Origin of the sequence: Aeromicrobium choanae, from assembly GCF_900167475.1 — a bacterium.
GTDB lineage: Bacteria > Actinomycetota > Actinomycetes > Propionibacteriales > Nocardioidaceae > Aeromicrobium > Aeromicrobium choanae.
On the sequence record NZ_LT796768.1, the window covers coordinates 1,778,215 to 1,794,821 of the forward strand.

Annotated in this window: 15 protein-coding genes; 10 read left to right on the forward strand and 5 right to left on the reverse strand. The window is 71.7% G+C overall.

The window, feature by feature from the left end; translation table 11 throughout:
• Together B5D60_RS08600 and B5D60_RS08605 are read right to left on the reverse strand one after the other, a co-directional pair.
• Nucleotides 1-942, reverse strand: coding sequence for a DUF1214 domain-containing protein (locus tag B5D60_RS08600; RefSeq protein WP_078699770.1), 942 nt, complete (start codon nt 940-942; stop codon nt 1-3).
• 14 nt (nt 943-956) lie between these two features.
• Nucleotides 957-1,214, reverse strand: a complete 258-nt coding sequence (locus B5D60_RS08605) for a hypothetical protein (protein ID WP_078699771.1) — start codon at nt 1,212-1,214, stop codon at nt 957-959.
• A gap of 106 nt (nt 1,215-1,320) precedes the next feature.
• On the opposite strand from B5D60_RS08605, the gene B5D60_RS08610 reads away from it, so the two are divergent.
• The 3 genes from B5D60_RS08610 to B5D60_RS08620 all read left to right on the forward strand — a co-directional run bounded on the left by B5D60_RS08610 (nt 1,321) and on the right by B5D60_RS08620 (nt 4,810).
• Entirely contained in the window at nt 1,321-2,103 is a 783-nt protein-coding gene (locus B5D60_RS08610) for a hypothetical protein (RefSeq protein WP_153302939.1), read from the forward strand.
• A gap of 125 nt (nt 2,104-2,228) precedes the next feature.
• The gene (locus B5D60_RS08615) at nt 2,229-3,341 is read left to right on the forward strand and encodes an alcohol dehydrogenase catalytic domain-containing protein (RefSeq protein ID WP_078699773.1); all 1,113 of its coding nucleotides are present in this window, start codon (nt 2,229-2,231) and stop codon (nt 3,339-3,341) included.
• A gap of 2 nt (nt 3,342-3,343) precedes the next feature.
• Entirely contained in the window at nt 3,344-4,810 is a 1,467-nt protein-coding gene (locus tag B5D60_RS08620; protein WP_172806306.1) for an NAD-dependent succinate-semialdehyde dehydrogenase, read from the forward strand.
• 1 nt (nt 4,811) lies between these two features.
• Here B5D60_RS08620 and B5D60_RS08625 read toward each other — a convergent pair whose 3' ends face one another.
• Nucleotides 4,812-5,192 (reverse strand): hypothetical protein, encoded by a 381-nt coding sequence (locus B5D60_RS08625; RefSeq protein ID WP_078699775.1) that lies wholly within the window; start codon nt 5,190-5,192, stop codon nt 4,812-4,814.
• An 88-nt stretch (nt 5,193-5,280) separates the two neighbouring features.
• Here B5D60_RS08625 and B5D60_RS08630 point away from each other — a divergent pair, with 88 nt between their 5' ends.
• From B5D60_RS08630 to B5D60_RS08660, 7 genes are all read left to right on the forward strand, one after another.
• Entirely contained in the window at nt 5,281-7,008 is a 1,728-nt protein-coding gene (locus B5D60_RS08630) for an acyclic terpene utilization AtuA family protein (protein WP_153302940.1), read from the forward strand.
• On the forward strand, nt 7,005-8,156 hold the full coding sequence (locus B5D60_RS08635; protein WP_078699776.1) for an acyl-CoA dehydrogenase family protein: 1,152 nt from the start codon (nt 7,005-7,007) through the stop codon (nt 8,154-8,156). The genes B5D60_RS08630 and B5D60_RS08635 overlap by 4 nt, the downstream gene beginning before the upstream one ends.
• A 106-nt stretch (nt 8,157-8,262) precedes the next feature.
• Entirely contained in the window at nt 8,263-9,306 is a 1,044-nt protein-coding gene (locus B5D60_RS08640) for a winged helix DNA-binding domain-containing protein (RefSeq protein ID WP_078699777.1), read from the forward strand.
• Nucleotides 9,303-10,901: an acyl-CoA carboxylase subunit beta gene (locus tag B5D60_RS08645; RefSeq protein ID WP_078699778.1), complete on the forward strand. Its 1,599-nt coding sequence runs from the start codon at nt 9,303-9,305 to the stop codon at nt 10,899-10,901. The genes B5D60_RS08640 and B5D60_RS08645 overlap by 4 nt, the downstream gene beginning before the upstream one ends.
• Before the next feature lie 76 nt (nt 10,902-10,977).
• Entirely contained in the window at nt 10,978-12,885 is a 1,908-nt protein-coding gene (locus tag B5D60_RS08650; protein ID WP_078699779.1) for an ATP-binding protein, read from the forward strand.
• Complete coding sequence (locus tag B5D60_RS08655; RefSeq protein ID WP_078699780.1) at nt 12,882-14,042, forward strand: acyl-CoA dehydrogenase family protein; 1,161 nt, start codon at nt 12,882-12,884, stop codon at nt 14,040-14,042. The genes B5D60_RS08650 and B5D60_RS08655 overlap by 4 nt, the downstream gene beginning before the upstream one ends.
• A 91-nt stretch (nt 14,043-14,133) precedes the next feature.
• On the forward strand, nt 14,134-14,880 hold the full coding sequence (locus tag B5D60_RS08660; RefSeq protein ID WP_078699781.1) for an enoyl-CoA hydratase-related protein: 747 nt from the start codon (nt 14,134-14,136) through the stop codon (nt 14,878-14,880).
• Nucleotides 14,881-14,940: 60 nt separating this feature from the next.
• Here B5D60_RS08660 and B5D60_RS08665 read toward each other — a convergent pair whose 3' ends face one another.
• Together B5D60_RS08665 and B5D60_RS08670 are read right to left on the reverse strand one after the other, a co-directional pair.
• Nucleotides 14,941-15,732 (reverse strand): hypothetical protein, encoded by a 792-nt coding sequence (locus B5D60_RS08665; protein ID WP_078699782.1) that lies wholly within the window; start codon nt 15,730-15,732, stop codon nt 14,941-14,943.
• Nucleotides 15,733-15,766: 34 nt separating this feature from the next.
• Nucleotides 15,767-16,597, reverse strand: a complete 831-nt coding sequence (locus B5D60_RS08670) for a hypothetical protein (protein WP_078699783.1) — start codon at nt 16,595-16,597, stop codon at nt 15,767-15,769.
• Nucleotides 16,598-16,607: the final 10 nt, after the last annotated feature.

The window sequence follows — 16,607 nt, forward strand, 5'->3', positions numbered from 1 at the left end:
TCAGGAGATCGGGACGAGGGCGGGCACCTTCCAGGTGCCGTCGTGGATCTCGGAGCGGGGCCGGTAGAGGCGCACGAGGAAGTTCCAGCCCTCCGGCGTGGGGATGACGTTCGGCACGTCGGCTCCCAGATCGCCGAAGCGGACGGTGACGGACCCGTCCTCGTTCGGGACGCCGACGATGTTGTTGATGCTGTAGGAGTCGCGGTCGTTCTCGGCGAAGAAACCCTTCGCGTTGTAGACGGAGATCGACCAGAAGCCGTCGACCGGCACGTCGGCCATGGTGAGCTCGTACGGGCCGTCGCCGTCGGGCTGCACGCCCACGTAGGCGGCCTCGGTGGACGGCAGACCACCCCAGCCGGCGGCCGTGCCGATGAGGTGACGGACGGGATCGACCTCGTCGGGCCGGCCGAACGTCCGGTCGAAGCTGGTCAGGCCGGCGGCCAGCTTCAGGAGGGCGTCGCGGGTGGCGTCGAGGCTGGCCTTGTCGAAGTCGTCGGACGCGAAGGGCACCGCGGACCCGGCCTCGATGGAGAGCGTGTCCTGGAGGCGGTCGACCTCGGTGACGTCCTCGGGGTCCTGCGAGTCGACGAGGATCCGGACCGCCAGCACCGCGTAACGGCTCCCGACCTCGTCCTGCGTGAGCCGGTGCGCGCCGGCGTCGTGCAGCACGATCGGGACGAAGTGGCCCTCGTTCACGACCATCGCCGACACGTAGCGCTCGCCACAGTCGGGCAGGGTCAGCACCACGTCCTGCTCAACGTCGACGACCGCGAAGCTGTAGAGGGTGTCGCGGTTCTGCCGGATCACGAGTTGGCTCTCGATGGGGGAGGGCTCCCGCAGGTGAGAGAACTCGTTGACCGCACCGGCTTGCGCCTGGAGGTCGTGGAACATGCGGGCGGTCTCGGCGCCGACGAAGTTGTCGACGTTCACCTGGAGGGCCATGGTGGCTCTCGCGATCAGGCGCGGCGCGTGGAGAGCGCGCCCCAGGCGGCGGTGACGACGATGGCGCCGAGGAAGGAGCCGATCAGGCCGCTCGCGTGCAGCTCCAGCCCGTGACCGGCGATGAGGCTGGCGACGAGGCCGCCGAGCAGCGAGCCGATGAGGCCGGCGGCGATCGCCAGGGTCCAGTTCACCGACTCCATGCGGCGACCGAGCGCCATCTGGGCCAGACCGCCGACGAGGATTCCGAACACGATGATCGCGAGGATGAGCATGGCGCAAGGCTAGTGGCCATCCGCGTGCGGGGGACAGGGGCAGTTTCCGGCGTGATCCCACGGGCGATGGCTCGTGGGTGGACCGGGACGGACCTACGCTGAACGCATGACCCACTCTCCGGTGGAAGCTCCCGGGCCGGTCCTGACGCGATCGGCGCGGGTCGGCGGAGTGGTCTTCGGGGTCCTCGTCCTGGTGGCGGGTGGCGTGGCGGTGTTCCTGACGGACAACGAGCTCGGCTCCACGGCGCTGGTCGCTGCGGGCGTCGCGATCTGCGCGCTGTCGGTGTTCGGCAACCGGCTCGAGGCGATCGAGGCCGCCGGCATCCGCTTCGAGCTGGAGCGCCGCGCCCGGAGCGTGCGCCAGCAGGCGGCCCGGGCCCGCGCGGCCGGTGACGCCGAGCAGGCACAGCAGCTCGAGCGCCGTGCGGAAGGGCTTCTCGCGGCGGCCTCCCTGGTGGGCTCGCGCTACGAACGACTGCGGGAGACCGAGCCCGCCGGGTGGGACCGCACTTCCCGCATGGAGGGCATCCTGCGCGACGCCCGTGCGCTCGACACCGACGCCCTGTCGGCTGCGGACGTGGCTCGGATCTTCGCCGACGGATCGGACGGCGACCGGATCGCCGCGCTCGCGCTCATCGAGGCCGACCCGCGGCTGGCGAGTGCCGACGTCCTGGCGGACGCGATCGGCGACAGTCGCTCGACCTTCGAGCAGTACCACGCGCTGGTCGCGACCGAGCGCGCGCTGGAGCACCTCTCGTCGACGAATCGGGTGCGGCTGGGTGCCGCGGTGGAGACCCTGCTGGCTGGCCCGGTCGGCGAGCGGACCTCCGACCGCCGCACCGTCGCTCGGCGCATCCTCGAGGAACTCCGCCCGGCCGAGGAGCGCTGAGTCCCGGGATGTCGCCGGGGCCGTCCCGATCCGCGAGCCTGCCGTCGCCAGCCGCGCGCCTCGCGCGGTAGCGTCCACCCGCAAGACCCCCGTGAGCCGATGTGGCTGACCGACGAGGAGCAGATGTGAAGATTCGTGGCGCCGTCCTGGAGTCCATCGGGGCCCCGAGCCCGTTCGAGCAGTCCCGGCCCCTGCAGGTGGCCGAGCTGGACCTGGCCGAGCCCGGGCCCACCGAGGTCCTCGTGCGGGTGGAGGCGGCAGGCGTGTGCCACTCCGACCTCTCGGTCGTCGACGGCAAGCGCCCGCGTCCCGTCCCGATGCTGCTCGGGCACGAGGCCGCCGGCCGGATCGAGCAGGTCGGCGCCGAGGTGACCGACCTCGCCGTGGGCCAGCGGGTCATCATGACGTTCCTGCCGCGCTGCGGCGACTGTGCGGGCTGCGCCACCGACGGCATGGCGCCGTGCGTGCCCGGCTCGGTGGCCAACGGGGGCGGCGAGCTGCTCGCCGGTGGCAGCCGGCTCACCCGCGACGGCTCGCCCGTCACGCACCACCTCGGCGTCTCGGCCTTTGCGACCCACGCGGTCGTCGACCACCGCTCGCTCGTCGCCGTCGACGACGACGTGCCGCCGAACGTGGCGGCCGTCCTCGGCTGTGCGGTGCTCACCGGCGGCGGAGCGGTCATCAACGTCGCGAAGCCGACCCCCGGCCAGACCGTCGCCGTGGTCGGCCTCGGCGGTGTCGGGCTGGCGGCCGCGCTGACCGCGCTGTCCTTCGAGGGCGTGCGCGTCGTCGGCATCGACCCGCTCGACCACAAGCGCGCCGCCGCGCTGGAGGCCGGCGTGCACGAAGTGCTCACGCCTGCCGAGGCGGCAGAGTCCGGGTTCAAGGCCGACGCCGTGATCGAGGCCGTCGGCAGTGGCCGCGTCTTCGCCGCCGCGATCGCGCTCACCGCCCCGGGCGGCAAGACGATCACCGTGGGCCTGCCCGCGCCCGACGACACCATCGAGCTGTCGCCGCTGGCTCTCGTCGCCGAGGGGAAGACGCTCGTCGGCAGCTACCTCGGCTCGGCCGTGCCGAAGCGCGACATCCCCGTATTCGTCGACCTGTGGCGTGCCGGGCACCTGCCGCTGGAGCACCTCGTCAGCTCCACGATCGCGCTGGACGACATCAACCGCGCCATGGACGACCTGGCCGACGGGTCCGAGCTGCGCCAGATCATCGACTTCACCAAGGAGTGACCGTGGGCGTCGCCGACTTCATCGAGTCCCTGCTCTCCGGCCACCCGGCCGACCTGTACCTCGACGGGCGCTGGACCCCCGCCTCGGGCGGTGCCACGTTCGCCGTCGAGGACCCCGCCACGGGCAAGGTCATCACCGAGGTCGCCGAGGGCACCGCGGCCGACGGCCAGGCCGCACTCGCCGCGGCCGACGCGGCCCAGGAGTCGTGGGGAGCCACCACGCCGCGCGAGCGGGCCGACCTCCTCCGCGCAGGGTTCGACCTCATCACCGCGAATGCCGACGCCTTCGCCCGGCTGATCACCGCCGAGATGGGCAAGTCGCTCGCCGAGGCGCGCGGCGAGGTGACCTACGGCGCCGAGTTCCTGCGCTGGTTCTCCGAGGAGGCCGTGCGGATCGACGGTCGCTACGGCACGCTGCCGTCGGGCAAGCTGCAGATGATGGTCGACCGTCGTCCGGTCGGGCCGTCCCTGCTGATCACCCCGTGGAACTTCCCCCTGGCGATGGCCACGCGCAAGCTCGGCCCGGCCCTCGCCGCCGGGTGCACGTCGATCGTGAAGCCCGCCGAGCTGACGCCGCTGACCACCCTCGCCGTGGCGAAGGTGTTCGAGGAGGTCGGCGTACCGGCCGGTGTGATCAACGTGCTCACCACCACCGATCCCGCGGCCACCACCGGGCCGCTGCTCTCCGACCCGCGGCTGCGCAAGCTCTCGTTCACCGGCTCCACGCCCGTGGGCAAGGCGCTGCTCGCCCAGGCCGCCGAGGGCGTGCTGCGCTGCTCGATGGAGCTCGGCGGCAGTGCCCCGTTCATCGTGTTCGAGGACGCCGACCTCGATGCCGCCGTCGACGGTGCGATCGCCGCCAAGACCCGCAACATCGGCGAGGCCTGCACCGCGGCCAACCGCTTCCTCGTCCATCGTGACGTGCACGACGAGTTCGTCGAGAAGTTCGCCGCGCGCATGGGTGCGCTGCAGGTGGGAGCCGGCGACGAGCCCGGCACCGACCTCGGGCCGCTGATCGACGACCGCAGCCGCGTGCGCGTGCACGGACTGGTCTCCGACGCGGTCGAGCGCGGGGCGCGGGTCGTCGTTGGTGGCGAGCTGCCCGACGGGCCCGGCCACTTCTATCCCGCCACGGTCCTGGCGGGCGTCGACGCGCAGTCGCGCGTCGTCACCGAGGAGATCTTCGGCCCGGTCGCGCCGGTGCAGTCGTTCGCCGACGAGGACGAGGCCGTCGCGCTGGCGAACTCCACGGAGTACGGGCTGGTCGGCTACGTCTACTCGAAGGACCTCGACCGCGTCATGCGCATCGCGCCGCGGCTGCAGTTCGGGATGCTCGGGGTCAACGCCGGCGTCGTGTCCGACCCGGCCGCGCCGTTCGGCGGCGTGAAGCACTCCGGGCTCGGTCGCGAGGGCGGCCGCGAGGGCATCGACGAGTACCTCGAATACCAGTACGTCGGCATCGCCCGCTGACTCAGGCGAGGGCGACGACGCCCGACAGCAGGGCCAGCACGACGCAGGTCGGCGCCATCACGAGGCGCTCCGGCCGGCTGCGCGACGCCAGGTTCATGGCGATGCCGAGGACGAAGTAGCCCGTCACCACCCACGCCGCGATCTCGACGGCGCGGTCGGAGACGTCGAGGGAGATCAGTTCCGCTCGCGCCAGCAGGATCGCGCCGATGACGACGTAGATCACGACCGACACGGCGCTGCCCACGCGCAACGAGGTCGGCAGGACCGTGTGCTGGCCGCCCCACGCGAACCGGGCCCAGGGTGCCCCGAGGGCGAGGGCGATCTGGAAGGCAGCCAGCACCGCGAGCAGGAGGCAGGCCGCGAGCGCGGCGGTCGTCACCATGGCGCGAGCCTAGGGGTGACGGGGCGAGCCTCGCGGACAACTTACAATCAGGCTTGACTGTTTCTATGTGAGGCACGACACTGGTCAGGTGCGTACCCTTCGTGTCGGCAACTGCTCGGGCTTCTACGGCGATCGCCACTCCGCGATGCGCGAGATGCTCGACGGTGGCGAGCTCGACTACCTGACCGGCGACTACCTCGCCGAGCTGACGATGCTGATCCTCGGTCGCGACCGGATGAAGAGCGCCGACCTGGGCTACGCGAAGACCTTCCTCAAGCAGGTCACCGAGAACCTCGCGCTGGCGAAGGAGCGCGGCGTGAGGATCGTCGCCAACGCCGGCGGCCTCAACCCCGCCGGACTCGCCGCCGCGATCCGCGAGGTGGCCGCCGAGCAGGGCGTCGACGTCTCCGTCGCCCACGTCGAGGGCGACGACCTCGTGGCGCGCTCGGCCGAGCTCGGCTTCGGCGACGCGCTCACCGCCAACGCCTACCTGGGTGCCTTCGGCATCACCGAGGCGCTGCGGGCCGGCGCGGACATCGTGGTCACCGGCCGCGTCACCGACGCCTCGGTCGTCGTGGGCCCCGCGATCGCGGAGTTCGGGTGGGACCGCGAGGACCACGACCGGCTCGCCGGTGCCGTGGTCGCCGGACACGTCATCGAGTGCGGCGCCCAGGCCACCGGCGGCAACTTCAGCGGCTTCCGCGACATCGACACCTCGCGGCCCCTCGGCTTCCCGATCGCCGAGATCGCCGAGGACGGCACCGTCGTCATCACCAAGCACGAGGGCACCGGCGGCGCGGTCACCGTGGACACCGTCACGGCCCAGCTCGTCTACGAGATCCAGGACCAGCGGTACCTGAACCCCGACGTCGTCGTCGATCTGACCAGCATCGACCTCGCCACCGACGGCGACGACCGGGTGCGGATCTCCGGCGTCCGCGGCACCGCGCCGCCGGCCACCACGAAGGTCTGCCTCAACGCGTTCGGCGGCTTCCGCAACAGCGTCGAGTTCGTCCTGACGGGCCTCGACATCGAGGACAAGGCCGCGTGGGTGCGCGCGCAGATCGAGTCCGCGCTCGCGTCGAGCCCGCCGGCGGAGATCGTGTGGGACCTCGCCCGCACCGACAAGGCCGACCCCACCTCGCAGCCCGAGGCAGCGGCCATCCTGCGCTGCCACGTGAAGGACGCCGACCAGAACACGGTGGGCCGCGCGTTCAGCGGCGCCGCCGTCGAGGTCGCCCTCGCGTCGTACCCCGGCTTCACGATGACCGCGCCTCCGGGCCGCGCCGCCCCCTACGGCATCTACCGCGCCGCCTACGTGCCCCAGGCCGAGGTGCCCCACGTCGTCGTCCACGCCGACGGCTCCCGTACCGAGGTCGCGCCCCCGGCCAACTTTTGTGACGACGTTCGGCCCCGGGCCGCCTCAACGACCGAACCGCGTCACAAAAGTCGGGGCGAAGGCGGCGAGGCCCGCGAGATCCCCCTCGGTCGCCTCGTCCACGCCCGCTCGGGCGACAAGGGCGGCAACGCGAACGTCGGTGTGTGGATCCCCGCGGCGCACCCGCGGCGCGCCGAGGCCTACGCCTGGCTCGAGGACCTCCTCACTGAGGAGCGGATCCGCGAGCTCCTCCCCGAGGCGGCCGATCTGAGGATCGAGGTCCACCCGCTGCCGAACCTGGCCGGCGTGAACGTGATCCTGCACGGTCTGCTCGGCGAGGGCGTCGCCTCGTCCACCCGCTTCGACCCGCAGGCCAAGGCGCTCGGCGAGTGGCTGCGCGCGCGCATCGTGTCCGTCCCCGAGGAGCTGCTCGCATGAACGCCTGGAACACCCCCGAGCGCAACGCGCTCCGCACGGCCGTCGAGGACTTCACCCGGGCGCAGATCGTGCCGCACCTGCCGCAGTGGGAGGACGACGGCGAGCTGCCCCGCGAGCTGCACCGCCGCACCGCGAAGGCCGGCTTCCTGGCGATCGGCTTCCCCGAGGAGGTGGGCGGCGACGGCGGCGACATGATCGACGCGGTCATCGCCACCGAGGCGGTCATGGCCGCCGGCGGCTCGACCGGCCTGCAGGCCAGCCTGTTCACCCACTCGATCGCGACGCCGCACATCATCGACTCGGGCGACACCGACCTCATCGACCGCTACGTCCGGCCCACGCTGGCCGGCGAGATGATCGGCTCGCTCGGCGTCACCGAGCCCGGCGGCGGTTCCGACGTGGCGAACATCCGCACCCGTGCCGTGCGCGACGGCGACCATTACGTCGTCAACGGCGCCAAGACCTTCATCACCAGTGGCGTCCGCGCCGACTTCGTGACCACCGCCGTCCGCACCGGCGGGGAGGGCCACGGCGGCATCAGCCTGCTCGTCATCGAGCAGGGCACGCCCGGCTTCACGGTGGGCCGGAGCCTGCGCAAGATGGGCTGGCACTGCTCCGACACCGCCGAGCTCTCGTTCGAGGACGTCCGCGTGCCGGCGGAGAACCTCGTCGGCGACGAGAACGCCGGCTTCTACTACATCGCGCAGCAGTTCGTCGGCGAGCGGATCAACCTCGCCAGCCAGGCCTACGCCACGGCGCAGCGCGCCCTCGACCTCGCCGTCGTCTACGCCAAGGAGCGCGAGACGTTCGGCAAGCCGCTCATCGCGCGCCAGGTGATCCGCCACAAGCTCGTCGAGATGCACTCGCGCACGGCCTCCGCTCGGGCGCTGACTCGCGGCGTCGTCGAGCGCTCGCTCGACACCTCGAAGTCCGATCCCACGCTGATCCTCGACGCCGTCGTCGCGAAGAACGAGGCCGTCGCGTGCGTCGAGTTCGTCGTGCACGAGGCCGTGCAGATCTTCGGCGGCATGGGCTACATGCGCGAGTCCGAGATCGACCGTCACTACCGCGACGCCCGCATCTTGGGCATCGGCGGCGGCGCCACCGAGGTCATGAAGGACCTCGCCGCGAAGCTGCTGGGGTACTGACCGTGACCCGCACCCGCCCGCCCGCGTGCCACTTTTGGAAACGGATCGACGTGATTTCGTCCGTGGACGGTGCAACGGTTTCCAAAAGTGGAGAGGGGTGGCGCACATGAGCCCAGCGGAGGTCCGCGGAGAGCGGATGGCGCGGCAGCGGTTGATCGGGGAGCCGTTCCCCGACCTGATCTCGTGCGTCAGCACGCTGGGCGCGGTGCAGTTCCAGGAGTTCGAGGACTCGCTGTGGTCGCTCGCGCGCCGCACGAAGGACCGCCCCGCGCGGGAGGCCATCGCGACCGAGATCGCCGAGGGCTCTCTCGTGCGGCACCACGTGCTGCGCCCGACGTGGCACGTCGTCCGCGTCGAGGACCTCGGCTGGATGCTCGACCTGACCGCCGACCGCATCCGGGCCCAGTCGCGGCCGCAGATGCGCATCAGCGGGGTGCTCGAGGACCGCGACCGCTTCGTCGGGATGGTCGGCGAGATCGTCGAGGCCGCCGAGGCGCCGCTCACCCGCAAGGAGATCGGCGAGGCCCTCGCCCTGCGCGGCGTCGAGCTGAGGGGACAGGCCCTCGGCCACGTCACCGTCAGCGCCGAGCTGGACAAGGTCGTCACCACCGGCCCGCGCCGCGGCCACTGGGACACCTTCGTCCCCTACGCCTCACGCATCCCCACGGTCGAGCTCGACCGCGAGGAGGCGCTCGTGCGCCTGGCCACGATGTACCTGGCCGGTCACGCACCGGCGACCGCGCACGACTTCGCCTGGTGGGCCGGGATCACCGTCACCGATGCCAAGCGCGCCTACGAGCTGGCCGAGGTCGAGCCCGTCGCACCGGCCTCCTCCGACGGCACGGCGTTCATCCTCAGCCTGTTCGACGAGCTCGTCATCGCGTACGCGGACCGCTCGCACTACGAGGTGCCGATCGCCGACCGCGGCACGATCGACGTCTGGGGCGGCAACCTCGTCCTGCTCGACGGCGTCGTCGCGGCGACCTGGCGCAGCCTCAAGGCGAAGCGCAAGGCTGCCCCGGGCCTCTTCGAGATCACCCCCGTGCGGCCTCTCGGACCCTCCGACCGCGACCGCATCCACGCCGATGCCGCCGCCTTCATCGACCACCTCGACACCCCTGTCGACCTGCAGTGGAAGGACAGAGCATGAGCAGTGTCAGGACCGCCGTCGACCCGACGACGGGCGCGTACGCCGAGAACCGGGAGGCGGCGCTCGCGCGCGTCGCCGACCTCGCCGAGCAGCACGCTAAGGCGCTCGCCGGCGGCGGCGAGAAGTACGTCGCCCGTCACCACGGCCGCGGCAAGCTGACCGCCCGGGAGCGCATCGAGCTGCTCGTCGACCAGGACTCCCCGTTCCTCGAGCTGGGCGCGCTGGCCGGCTGGGGCACCGACTTCACCGTCGGCGGCTCGATCATCACCGGCATCGGCGTCGTCGAGGGCGTCGAGTGCATGATCATCGCGAACGACCCCACCGTGAAGGGCGGCTCCTCGAACCCCGTCACGGTCAAGAAGGGCTTCCGCGCGGCGCAGGTCGCGGCCGAGAACCGGCTGCCCACGATCAACCTCGTGGAGTCCGGCGGCGCCGACCTGCCGACGCAGAAGGACATCTTCATCCCCGGCGGCGCCAGCTTCCGCAACATCACGCAGGCCAGCGAGGACCGCCGTCCGACGGTGGCCCTCGTCTTCGGCAACTCCACGGCCGGCGGCGCCTACGTACCCGGAATGAGCGACTACGTCGTCATGGTCGACGGCGGCGCGAAGGTCTTTCTCGGTGGTCCGCCGCTGGTGAAGATGGCCACGGGGGAGGAGTCCGACGACGAGTCGCTCGGTGGCGCGCAGATGCACGCGAAGCAGTCCGGCCTGGCCGACTACCTCGCCGTGGACGAGCGCGACGCGATCCGACTCGGCCGCCAGATCATCCGGCGCATCAACTGGCGCAAGGCGGGCCCCGTGCCGGTCTCGTCCTACGCCGAGCCCGTGCTCGATCCCGAGGAGCTGCTGGGCATCGTCCCGACCGACCTCAAGGTGCCGTTCGACCCGCGCGAGGTCATCGCGCGCCTCGTCGACGGCAGCGAGTTCGACGAGTTCAAGCCGCTCTACGGCCAGAGCCTCGTCACCGGCTTCGCGCAGCTGCACGGCTACCCGATCGGCATCCTCGCCAACGCGCAGGGCGTGCTGTTCAGCCAGGAGGCGCAGAAGGCCGCGCAGTTCATCCAGCTGGCGAACCAGACCGACACGCCGCTGCTGTTCCTGCACAACACGACCGGCTACATGGTCGGCGCGGAGTACGAGCAGGGCGGCATCATCAAGCACGGCGCCCAGATGATCAACGCGGTCTCGAACAGCAAGGTGCCGCACATCTCGATCGTGATGGGCGCGTCGTACGGCGCGGGCCACTACGGGATGAGCGGCCGCGCCTACGACCCGCGCTTCATGTTCAGCTGGACGGGCGCGAAGTCGGCCGTGATGGGTCCGGCGCAGCTCGCCGGCGTGATGGAGATCGTCGCGCGGCAGTCGTCGGAGTCGAAGGGGATCGCGTTCGACGCCGAGGGGTTCCAGGGCATCAAGGACCTCGTCGAGGCGCAGATCGAGGAGCAGTCGCTGGCCTACTTCACGAGCGGCCTGGGCTACGACGACGGCGTCATCGACCCGCGCGACACCCGCACCATCCTGGGCATCTGCCTGTCCACGATCGCCAACGCGCCCGTCGAGGGTGCGCGCGGGTACGGGGTGTTCCGCCTGTGAGCGCATCGCCTGATCTCGATACACCGCGTCTCGCTGCGCTCGCCGCGGCACTCGATCACCGAACTGGAGTCACCGCATGACCATCAAGAGAGTCCTGGTCGCCAACCGCGGCGAGATCGCGCGCCGCGTCTTCCGCACGTGCCGCGACCTCGGCATCGAGACGGTGGCGGTGTTCTCCGACGCCGACGCCGGCATGCCGTTCGTGGCCGAGGCCGACGTGTCGGTGCGGCTGCCCGGCAGCGCGCCGTCGGACACGTACCTGCGTGGTGACCTCGTGATCGAGGCCGCCCGTCGCAGTGGTGCCGACGCGATCCACCCCGGCTACGGCTTCCTGTCCGAGAACGCCGACTTCGCCCGTGAGGTGGAGAGCGCCGGGCTGGTCTGGATCGGGCCGAGCCCGGAGTCCATCGACGAGATGGGCAGCAAGATTCGCGCGAAGGAGATCATGGCCGCCGCGGGCGTGCCGATCCTCGCGGTCGACCTCGATGGCGTCACGCCCGGCGAGCTGCCGCTGCTCGTCAAGGCCAGTGCCGGCGGCGGCGGTCGCGGCATGCGCGTCGTCGAGCGGCTCGACGACCTCGACGCCGAGCTCGCGAAGGCCCGCGCCGAGGCCGAGTCCGCGTTCGGCGACGGCACGGTGTTCGTCGAGCCCTACCTGCCGCGCGCCCGTCACGTCGAGGTGCAGATCCTCGCGGACACCCACGGCACGGTGTGGGCCGTCGGCGATCGCGACTGCTCGATCCAGCGCCGCCACCAGAAGGTCGTGGAGGAGGCGCCCGCGCCCGGCCTCTCGGACCGGGCCCGGACCACGCTGCACATCGCCGCCCGCGAGGCCGCGAAGGCCGTGGCGTACCGCGGCGCCGGCACGGTGGAGTTCCTCGTCGACGGCGACCGCGTGTTCTTCCTGGAGATGAACACCCGCCTGCAGGTGGAGCACCCCGTCACGGAGGAGGTGCACGGGCTCGACCTCGTCGCGGAGCAGATTCGCATCGCCGAGGGCGGGGCGCTGGTCGGCAGCGTCCCCGAGCCGAACGGCCACGCGATCGAGGTCCGTCTCTACGCCGAGGACCCGGCCGAGGACTGGTCGCCCCAGACCGGCACGATCCGCGCGTTCGAGTTCCCCGGCTCGGTGCGCGTGGACTCGGCCGTCGAGGTGGGCAGCGTCGTCGGCATCCACTACGACGCGATGATCGCCAAGGTCATCGCCCACGGTCCCGACCGCGCGACCGCGCTGCGCACGCTGGTCGACGCGCTGCGTCGCTCCCGCGTGCACGGCGTCACGACCAACCGGTCGGCGCTGCGGCAGATCCTCGAGGCCCCGCAGGTGCAGGCCGCCGAGCTGTGGACCTCGATGCTCGAGGAGCACGCCGACGAGTGGTTCGGTGACGAGACGTCCGATCCGCTGGTGCCCGTCGCGGCCGCGCTGGCCGAGGCCACGCTCGCCGCCTCCTCGGCGAAGGTGCTGTCGCGCATCCCCGCCGGCTTCCGCAACGTGCCCAGCCAGCCCCTGACACGCGAGTACGAGGGCCACGAGCCCGTCCGGTACCGCAACGCCCAGGGCCACCTCGTGGTCGACCAGGCCGACGTCGTCTCCGTCGCGGTGGACGGCTCCAGCGTCGCGGTGCTGCTCGAGGTCGAGGGCGTCACCCGCCGCTACCGCGTCACGGTGGCGCAGGACCACGTCGACGTGGACGGCCCGGACGGCTCCACGAGCCTCGTCGCGGTGCCGCGCTTCGTCGACCCGGCGGACGTCGTGGCCGAGGGATCGCTGCTGGCACCCATGCCTGCGGCGGTCACGGCGGTGAAGGTCGCCGACGGCGATCGCGTCGCGAAGGGCGACCCCGTGGTCGTCCTCGAGGCGATGAAGATGCAGCACACCATCGCGGCGCCCTCCGACGGCGTCGTCAGCGGCCTGGCCGTGAGCGTCGGGCAACAGGTCGAGGCCGGAGCGGTCCTCGCCGTCATCGAGGAGGAGACCGAATGAGTCAGTTCACGGAGTCCGAGGAGCGGCGCGAGCTGCGCAAGGCGGTCGCGGCGCTCGGCGCCAAGTACGGCGAGCACTACTTCTACGACGCCGCGAAGGAGGGCCGCAAGACCACCGAGCTGTGGTCGGAGGCCGGCAAGCTCGGCTACCTCGGCGTCTCGATCCCCGAGGAGTTCGGAGGCGGAGGCGGCGACATCGGCGACCTCGCGGCGGTCTGCGAGGAGCTGGCGATCGCCGGCTGCCCGCTGCTGCTGATGGTGGTCTCGCCGGCGATCGTCGGCACCGTGATCGCGCAGTACGGCACGCAGGAGCAGAAGGAGCGCTGGCTGCCCGGCCTGGCCGACGGCACCGCGACGTACGCGTTCAGCATCACCGAGCCGGACGCCGGCTCGAACTCGCACCACCTGGTCACCACGGCCACGAAGTCCGAGGACGGCTGGATCCTCAAGGGCGGCAAGACCTACATCTCCGGCGTGGACGAGGCCAGCCACGTGCTGGTGGTCGGTCGCACCGCCGATGCCCGCAGCGGCAAGCTCAAGCCCGCGCTGTTCATGGTGCCCACCGACGCCGAGGGCTTCAGCGCCCAGGAGATCGACATGGGCCTCACCAGCCCGGAGAAGCAGTTCACGCTGTTCTTCGACGACATCCGGCTGCCGGCCGACGCGCTGGTCGGCAGCGAGGACGCCGGCCTCGAGCAGCTGTTCGCGGGCCTGAACCCCGAGCGGATCATGGCCGCGTCGATGGGCACGGGCACCGCGCGCTGGGCGCTCAACAAGGCCGTCGCCTACGCCAAGGAGCGCGACGTCTGGGGCAAGCCGATCGGCGCGCACCAGGCCATCGCCCACCCGCTGGCGCAGCTGCACATCGACATCGAGATGACGCGCCTGCTGACGCAGAAGGCCGCCGCGCTGTACGCCGCCGGCGACCTGATGGGTGCCGGCGAGGCGGCCAACATGGCCAAGGTCGCCGCCGGTGACGCTGCTGCGAAGGCCGTCGACACGGCCATCCAGACGCACGGCGGCAACGGCCTGGCGAACGAGTACGGTCTGGTGCAGGCGCTCGCCTCGTCGCGACTGTCGAACATCGCGCCCGTCAGCAAGCAGATGGCCCTCAACTTCGTCGCCCAGTTCTCGCTGGGCCTGCCGAAGTCCTATTGATCTCGATACACGTCTCGCTTCGCTCGCCGCACGCGATCACCGGGCCGGCAGCGAGCGGCGTATCGAAACCACCGCAGCGGAACGGAGCACCATGACTGAACTCGTCCACCTGGACGTCGCTGACGGCGTCGCGACGATCACGCTCGACAGCGAGCACAACCGCAACGCGCTCAGCCGCCAGCTCGTGACCGAGCTGGGGGCGCACCTGGGCACCGCCGAGGCCGACGCCGACGCGAAGGTGATCGTGCTGCGCTCGGCCCACCGGGTGTTCTGCTCGGGCGCCGACCTGTCCGAGGCCGCGGAGGGGTCGATGCAGCAGGGCGCCAGCGCCCTGATCGACCTGCAGCGCCGCATCGCGACGAGCGCCAAGCCCGTCGTGGTCGTGCTGGGCGGCCCGGTCCGCGCGGGCGGCCTCGGCCTCGTGGGCGCAGCCGACATCGTGCTCGCCACGGAGTCGGTGACGTTCGCGCTGACCGAGGTCCGGCTGGCGCTCGCGCCTGCGGTGATCAGCCTGTCGCTGCTGCCGCGACTCGCGCCGCGGGCGGCGTCCGACCTCTTCCTCACGGGGCGGAAGTTCGACGCGGCCGAGGCCCAGCGCATCGGCCTGGTCACGCGCGTCGTGCAGGACGACGCCCTCGACGCCGGACTCGACGCGGTGCTCGCCGACCTCGCGCAGGGCTATCCGCAGGGGTTCCGCGAGACGAAGGCCCTGCTCAACCACGACCTGGTGGCGCGGATCGACGCCCTCGGCGACCAGGTGGCTGAGCAGTCGGCGCGGCTCTTCGGCAGCGACGAGGCCCGTGAGGCGATGCTCGCGTTCCTGTCCCGCCCTCGCTGAACGACGACGAACGCCCCTCCCGAGCGGGAGGGGCGTTCGTCGTTGCTCATGGGGTTGGCGTCAGAGCGGGGGGAGCTCCATCGCCGGCAGGGCGTTGATCGAGCAGCGCAGCTCGGGCGCGACGATCGAGACGCGGCCCTCGCCGCCGCCGTCGCCGAAGGCCACGACCGGCTTGCCGCTGACGGGGTAGCTGGCCGCCTTCGGCGCGGCGCCCGCCGCGACGACGGTCCGGTACTCGAGCGCGTCGTCGAGATCCTGGTTCGCGAACGTCAGAGCGAGCAGGCTGGCGCCCACCGGATCCGGCGTGCCGACGGATCCGCGCAGGGTCGTGCACTTGCCGCCGGTGTTGAAGTAGACGCCCGAGTACCGGAAGGTGAAGGCCTTCGGGTACGACTTTCCGGCGATCGTGACCGGACCGTTCACGATGTCGCCACCGCCCTGGTTGGGCTGCTTGGTGAGGTCGAGCCAGCGCCAGCCGGTGAAGCTGCGGGCCCGGCTGCTGCCGGCGCGGGCCTTCGAGGACTTCGGCGCGACGACGCGCACCGCGTGCTTGCCGGCGGTCGAGACCTTGACGCGGGCGGCGTACTTGCGGCTCTTGGTCGTGCGGACCTTGGCGACGGTGGTCCACTTCCCGGCGCCCACCTTGCGCTGGACGAGCAGGCGCTTCTTGGCGGCCTTGGGGCCCGTGACCTTGCCCGTGACCTTGACGGTCGTGCCGACGCTCGGGTTGGCCGTGCTGGTGGAGATCGAGACCTTGTAGGCCGGCTTCCTGGCCGCCTCGGCGGCGGTGGCCGGAGCCACGGTCAGGACCAGGCCCGTGGCCGTGGCGAGGGCGAGGGCGCGCAGGCGCATGGGTGAGTCCTTCGTTCGGGGGGTGTTGGCCCGGTCAGCCTAGTGACTGGAGTGACGCGTGGTGTGTGAAATCGGCGGAACTCCCGAGTGGCCGCAGCTCCATCCGCGGCAGCGTGTTGACAGAGCACCGCAGCTTCGGAAAGACGATCGAGACGCGCTTCGCGCTGTTGTCGTCGCCGAAGGCCAGCACGCCCTTTCCGGTGACGGGGAAGCGCGTCCGCTTCGGCGCGGCCCCGGCCGCGGCGTGGGCGTGGTACTCCCGCTCGTCGTCGAAGTCGGCGTTGCGGGCGGTCAGGACCACGAGGCGGCCGGCGGCGTCGTCCGGGGTGCCGACCGAGCCACGGAGCGTCGTGCACTTCCCGCCGGTGTTGAAGTAGACGCCGGAGTCCCGGAAGGTGAACGCCTTGCGGTACCGCTTCCCCGCGATGGTGACGGGGCCGTTCACGGGCTCGCCGCCCGTCGCGTGGCGCTGCTTCGTGAGGTCGAGCCAGCGGAAGCCCGTGTAGCGGCGCGCGGGACTCGTTCCGGCAGCCGCCGATGACGAGCTCGGCGCGACGACGCGCACGTACTGCCGGCCGGCGGTGGGCACCTTCACGCGCGCCGTGTAGCCGCGTCGCGTGGTGGTGCGCACCTTCGCGACGGTCTTCCACGTACCCCTGCCGACCTTGCGCTGCACGAGCAGCTGCTTCCCGGCTGCCTTCGGACCTGAGACCTTGCCCGAGAGCTTGAGCTTCGTGCCGACCGTCGGCTGGCTCGCGTTGATGGAGAGGGAGACGGTGTAGGTCGATGCCGCCTGGGCCGCGAGTGGCGCCAGGGCGAGGACCAGTCCGGTCACCACGGCGATGGCGATGACGCGCACGCGCATGCGGTTCTTC

Bases quoted from the DNA above. Each gene is read 5' to 3' on its own strand.
- B5D60_RS08645 (WP_078699778.1), top strand. From the start codon at position 9,303: ATGAGCAGTGTCAGGACCGCCGTCGACCCGACGACGGGCGCGTACGCC.
- B5D60_RS08660 (WP_078699781.1), top strand. From the start codon at position 14,134: ATGACTGAACTCGTCCACCTGGACGTCGCTGACGGCGTCGCGACGATC.
- B5D60_RS08625 (WP_078699775.1), bottom strand. From the start codon at position 5,192: ATGGTGACGACCGCCGCGCTCGCGGCCTGCCTCCTGCTCGCGGTGCTG.
- B5D60_RS08665 (WP_078699782.1), bottom strand. From the start codon at position 15,732: ATGCGCCTGCGCGCCCTCGCCCTCGCCACGGCCACGGGCCTGGTCCTG.
- B5D60_RS08670 (WP_078699783.1), bottom strand. From the start codon at position 16,597: ATGCGCGTGCGCGTCATCGCCATCGCCGTGGTGACCGGACTGGTCCTC.
- B5D60_RS08650 (WP_078699779.1), top strand. From the start codon at position 10,978: ATGACCATCAAGAGAGTCCTGGTCGCCAACCGCGGCGAGATCGCGCGC.
- B5D60_RS08635 (WP_078699776.1), top strand. From the start codon at position 7,005: ATGAACGCCTGGAACACCCCCGAGCGCAACGCGCTCCGCACGGCCGTC.
- B5D60_RS08655 (WP_078699780.1), top strand. From the start codon at position 12,882: ATGAGTCAGTTCACGGAGTCCGAGGAGCGGCGCGAGCTGCGCAAGGCG.
- B5D60_RS08610 (WP_153302939.1), top strand. From the start codon at position 1,321: ATGACCCACTCTCCGGTGGAAGCTCCCGGGCCGGTCCTGACGCGATCG.
- B5D60_RS08640 (WP_078699777.1), top strand. From the start codon at position 8,263: ATGAGCCCAGCGGAGGTCCGCGGAGAGCGGATGGCGCGGCAGCGGTTG.
- B5D60_RS08600 (WP_078699770.1), bottom strand. From the start codon at position 942: ATGGCCCTCCAGGTGAACGTCGACAACTTCGTCGGCGCCGAGACCGCC.
- B5D60_RS08605 (WP_078699771.1), bottom strand. From the start codon at position 1,214: ATGCTCATCCTCGCGATCATCGTGTTCGGAATCCTCGTCGGCGGTCTG.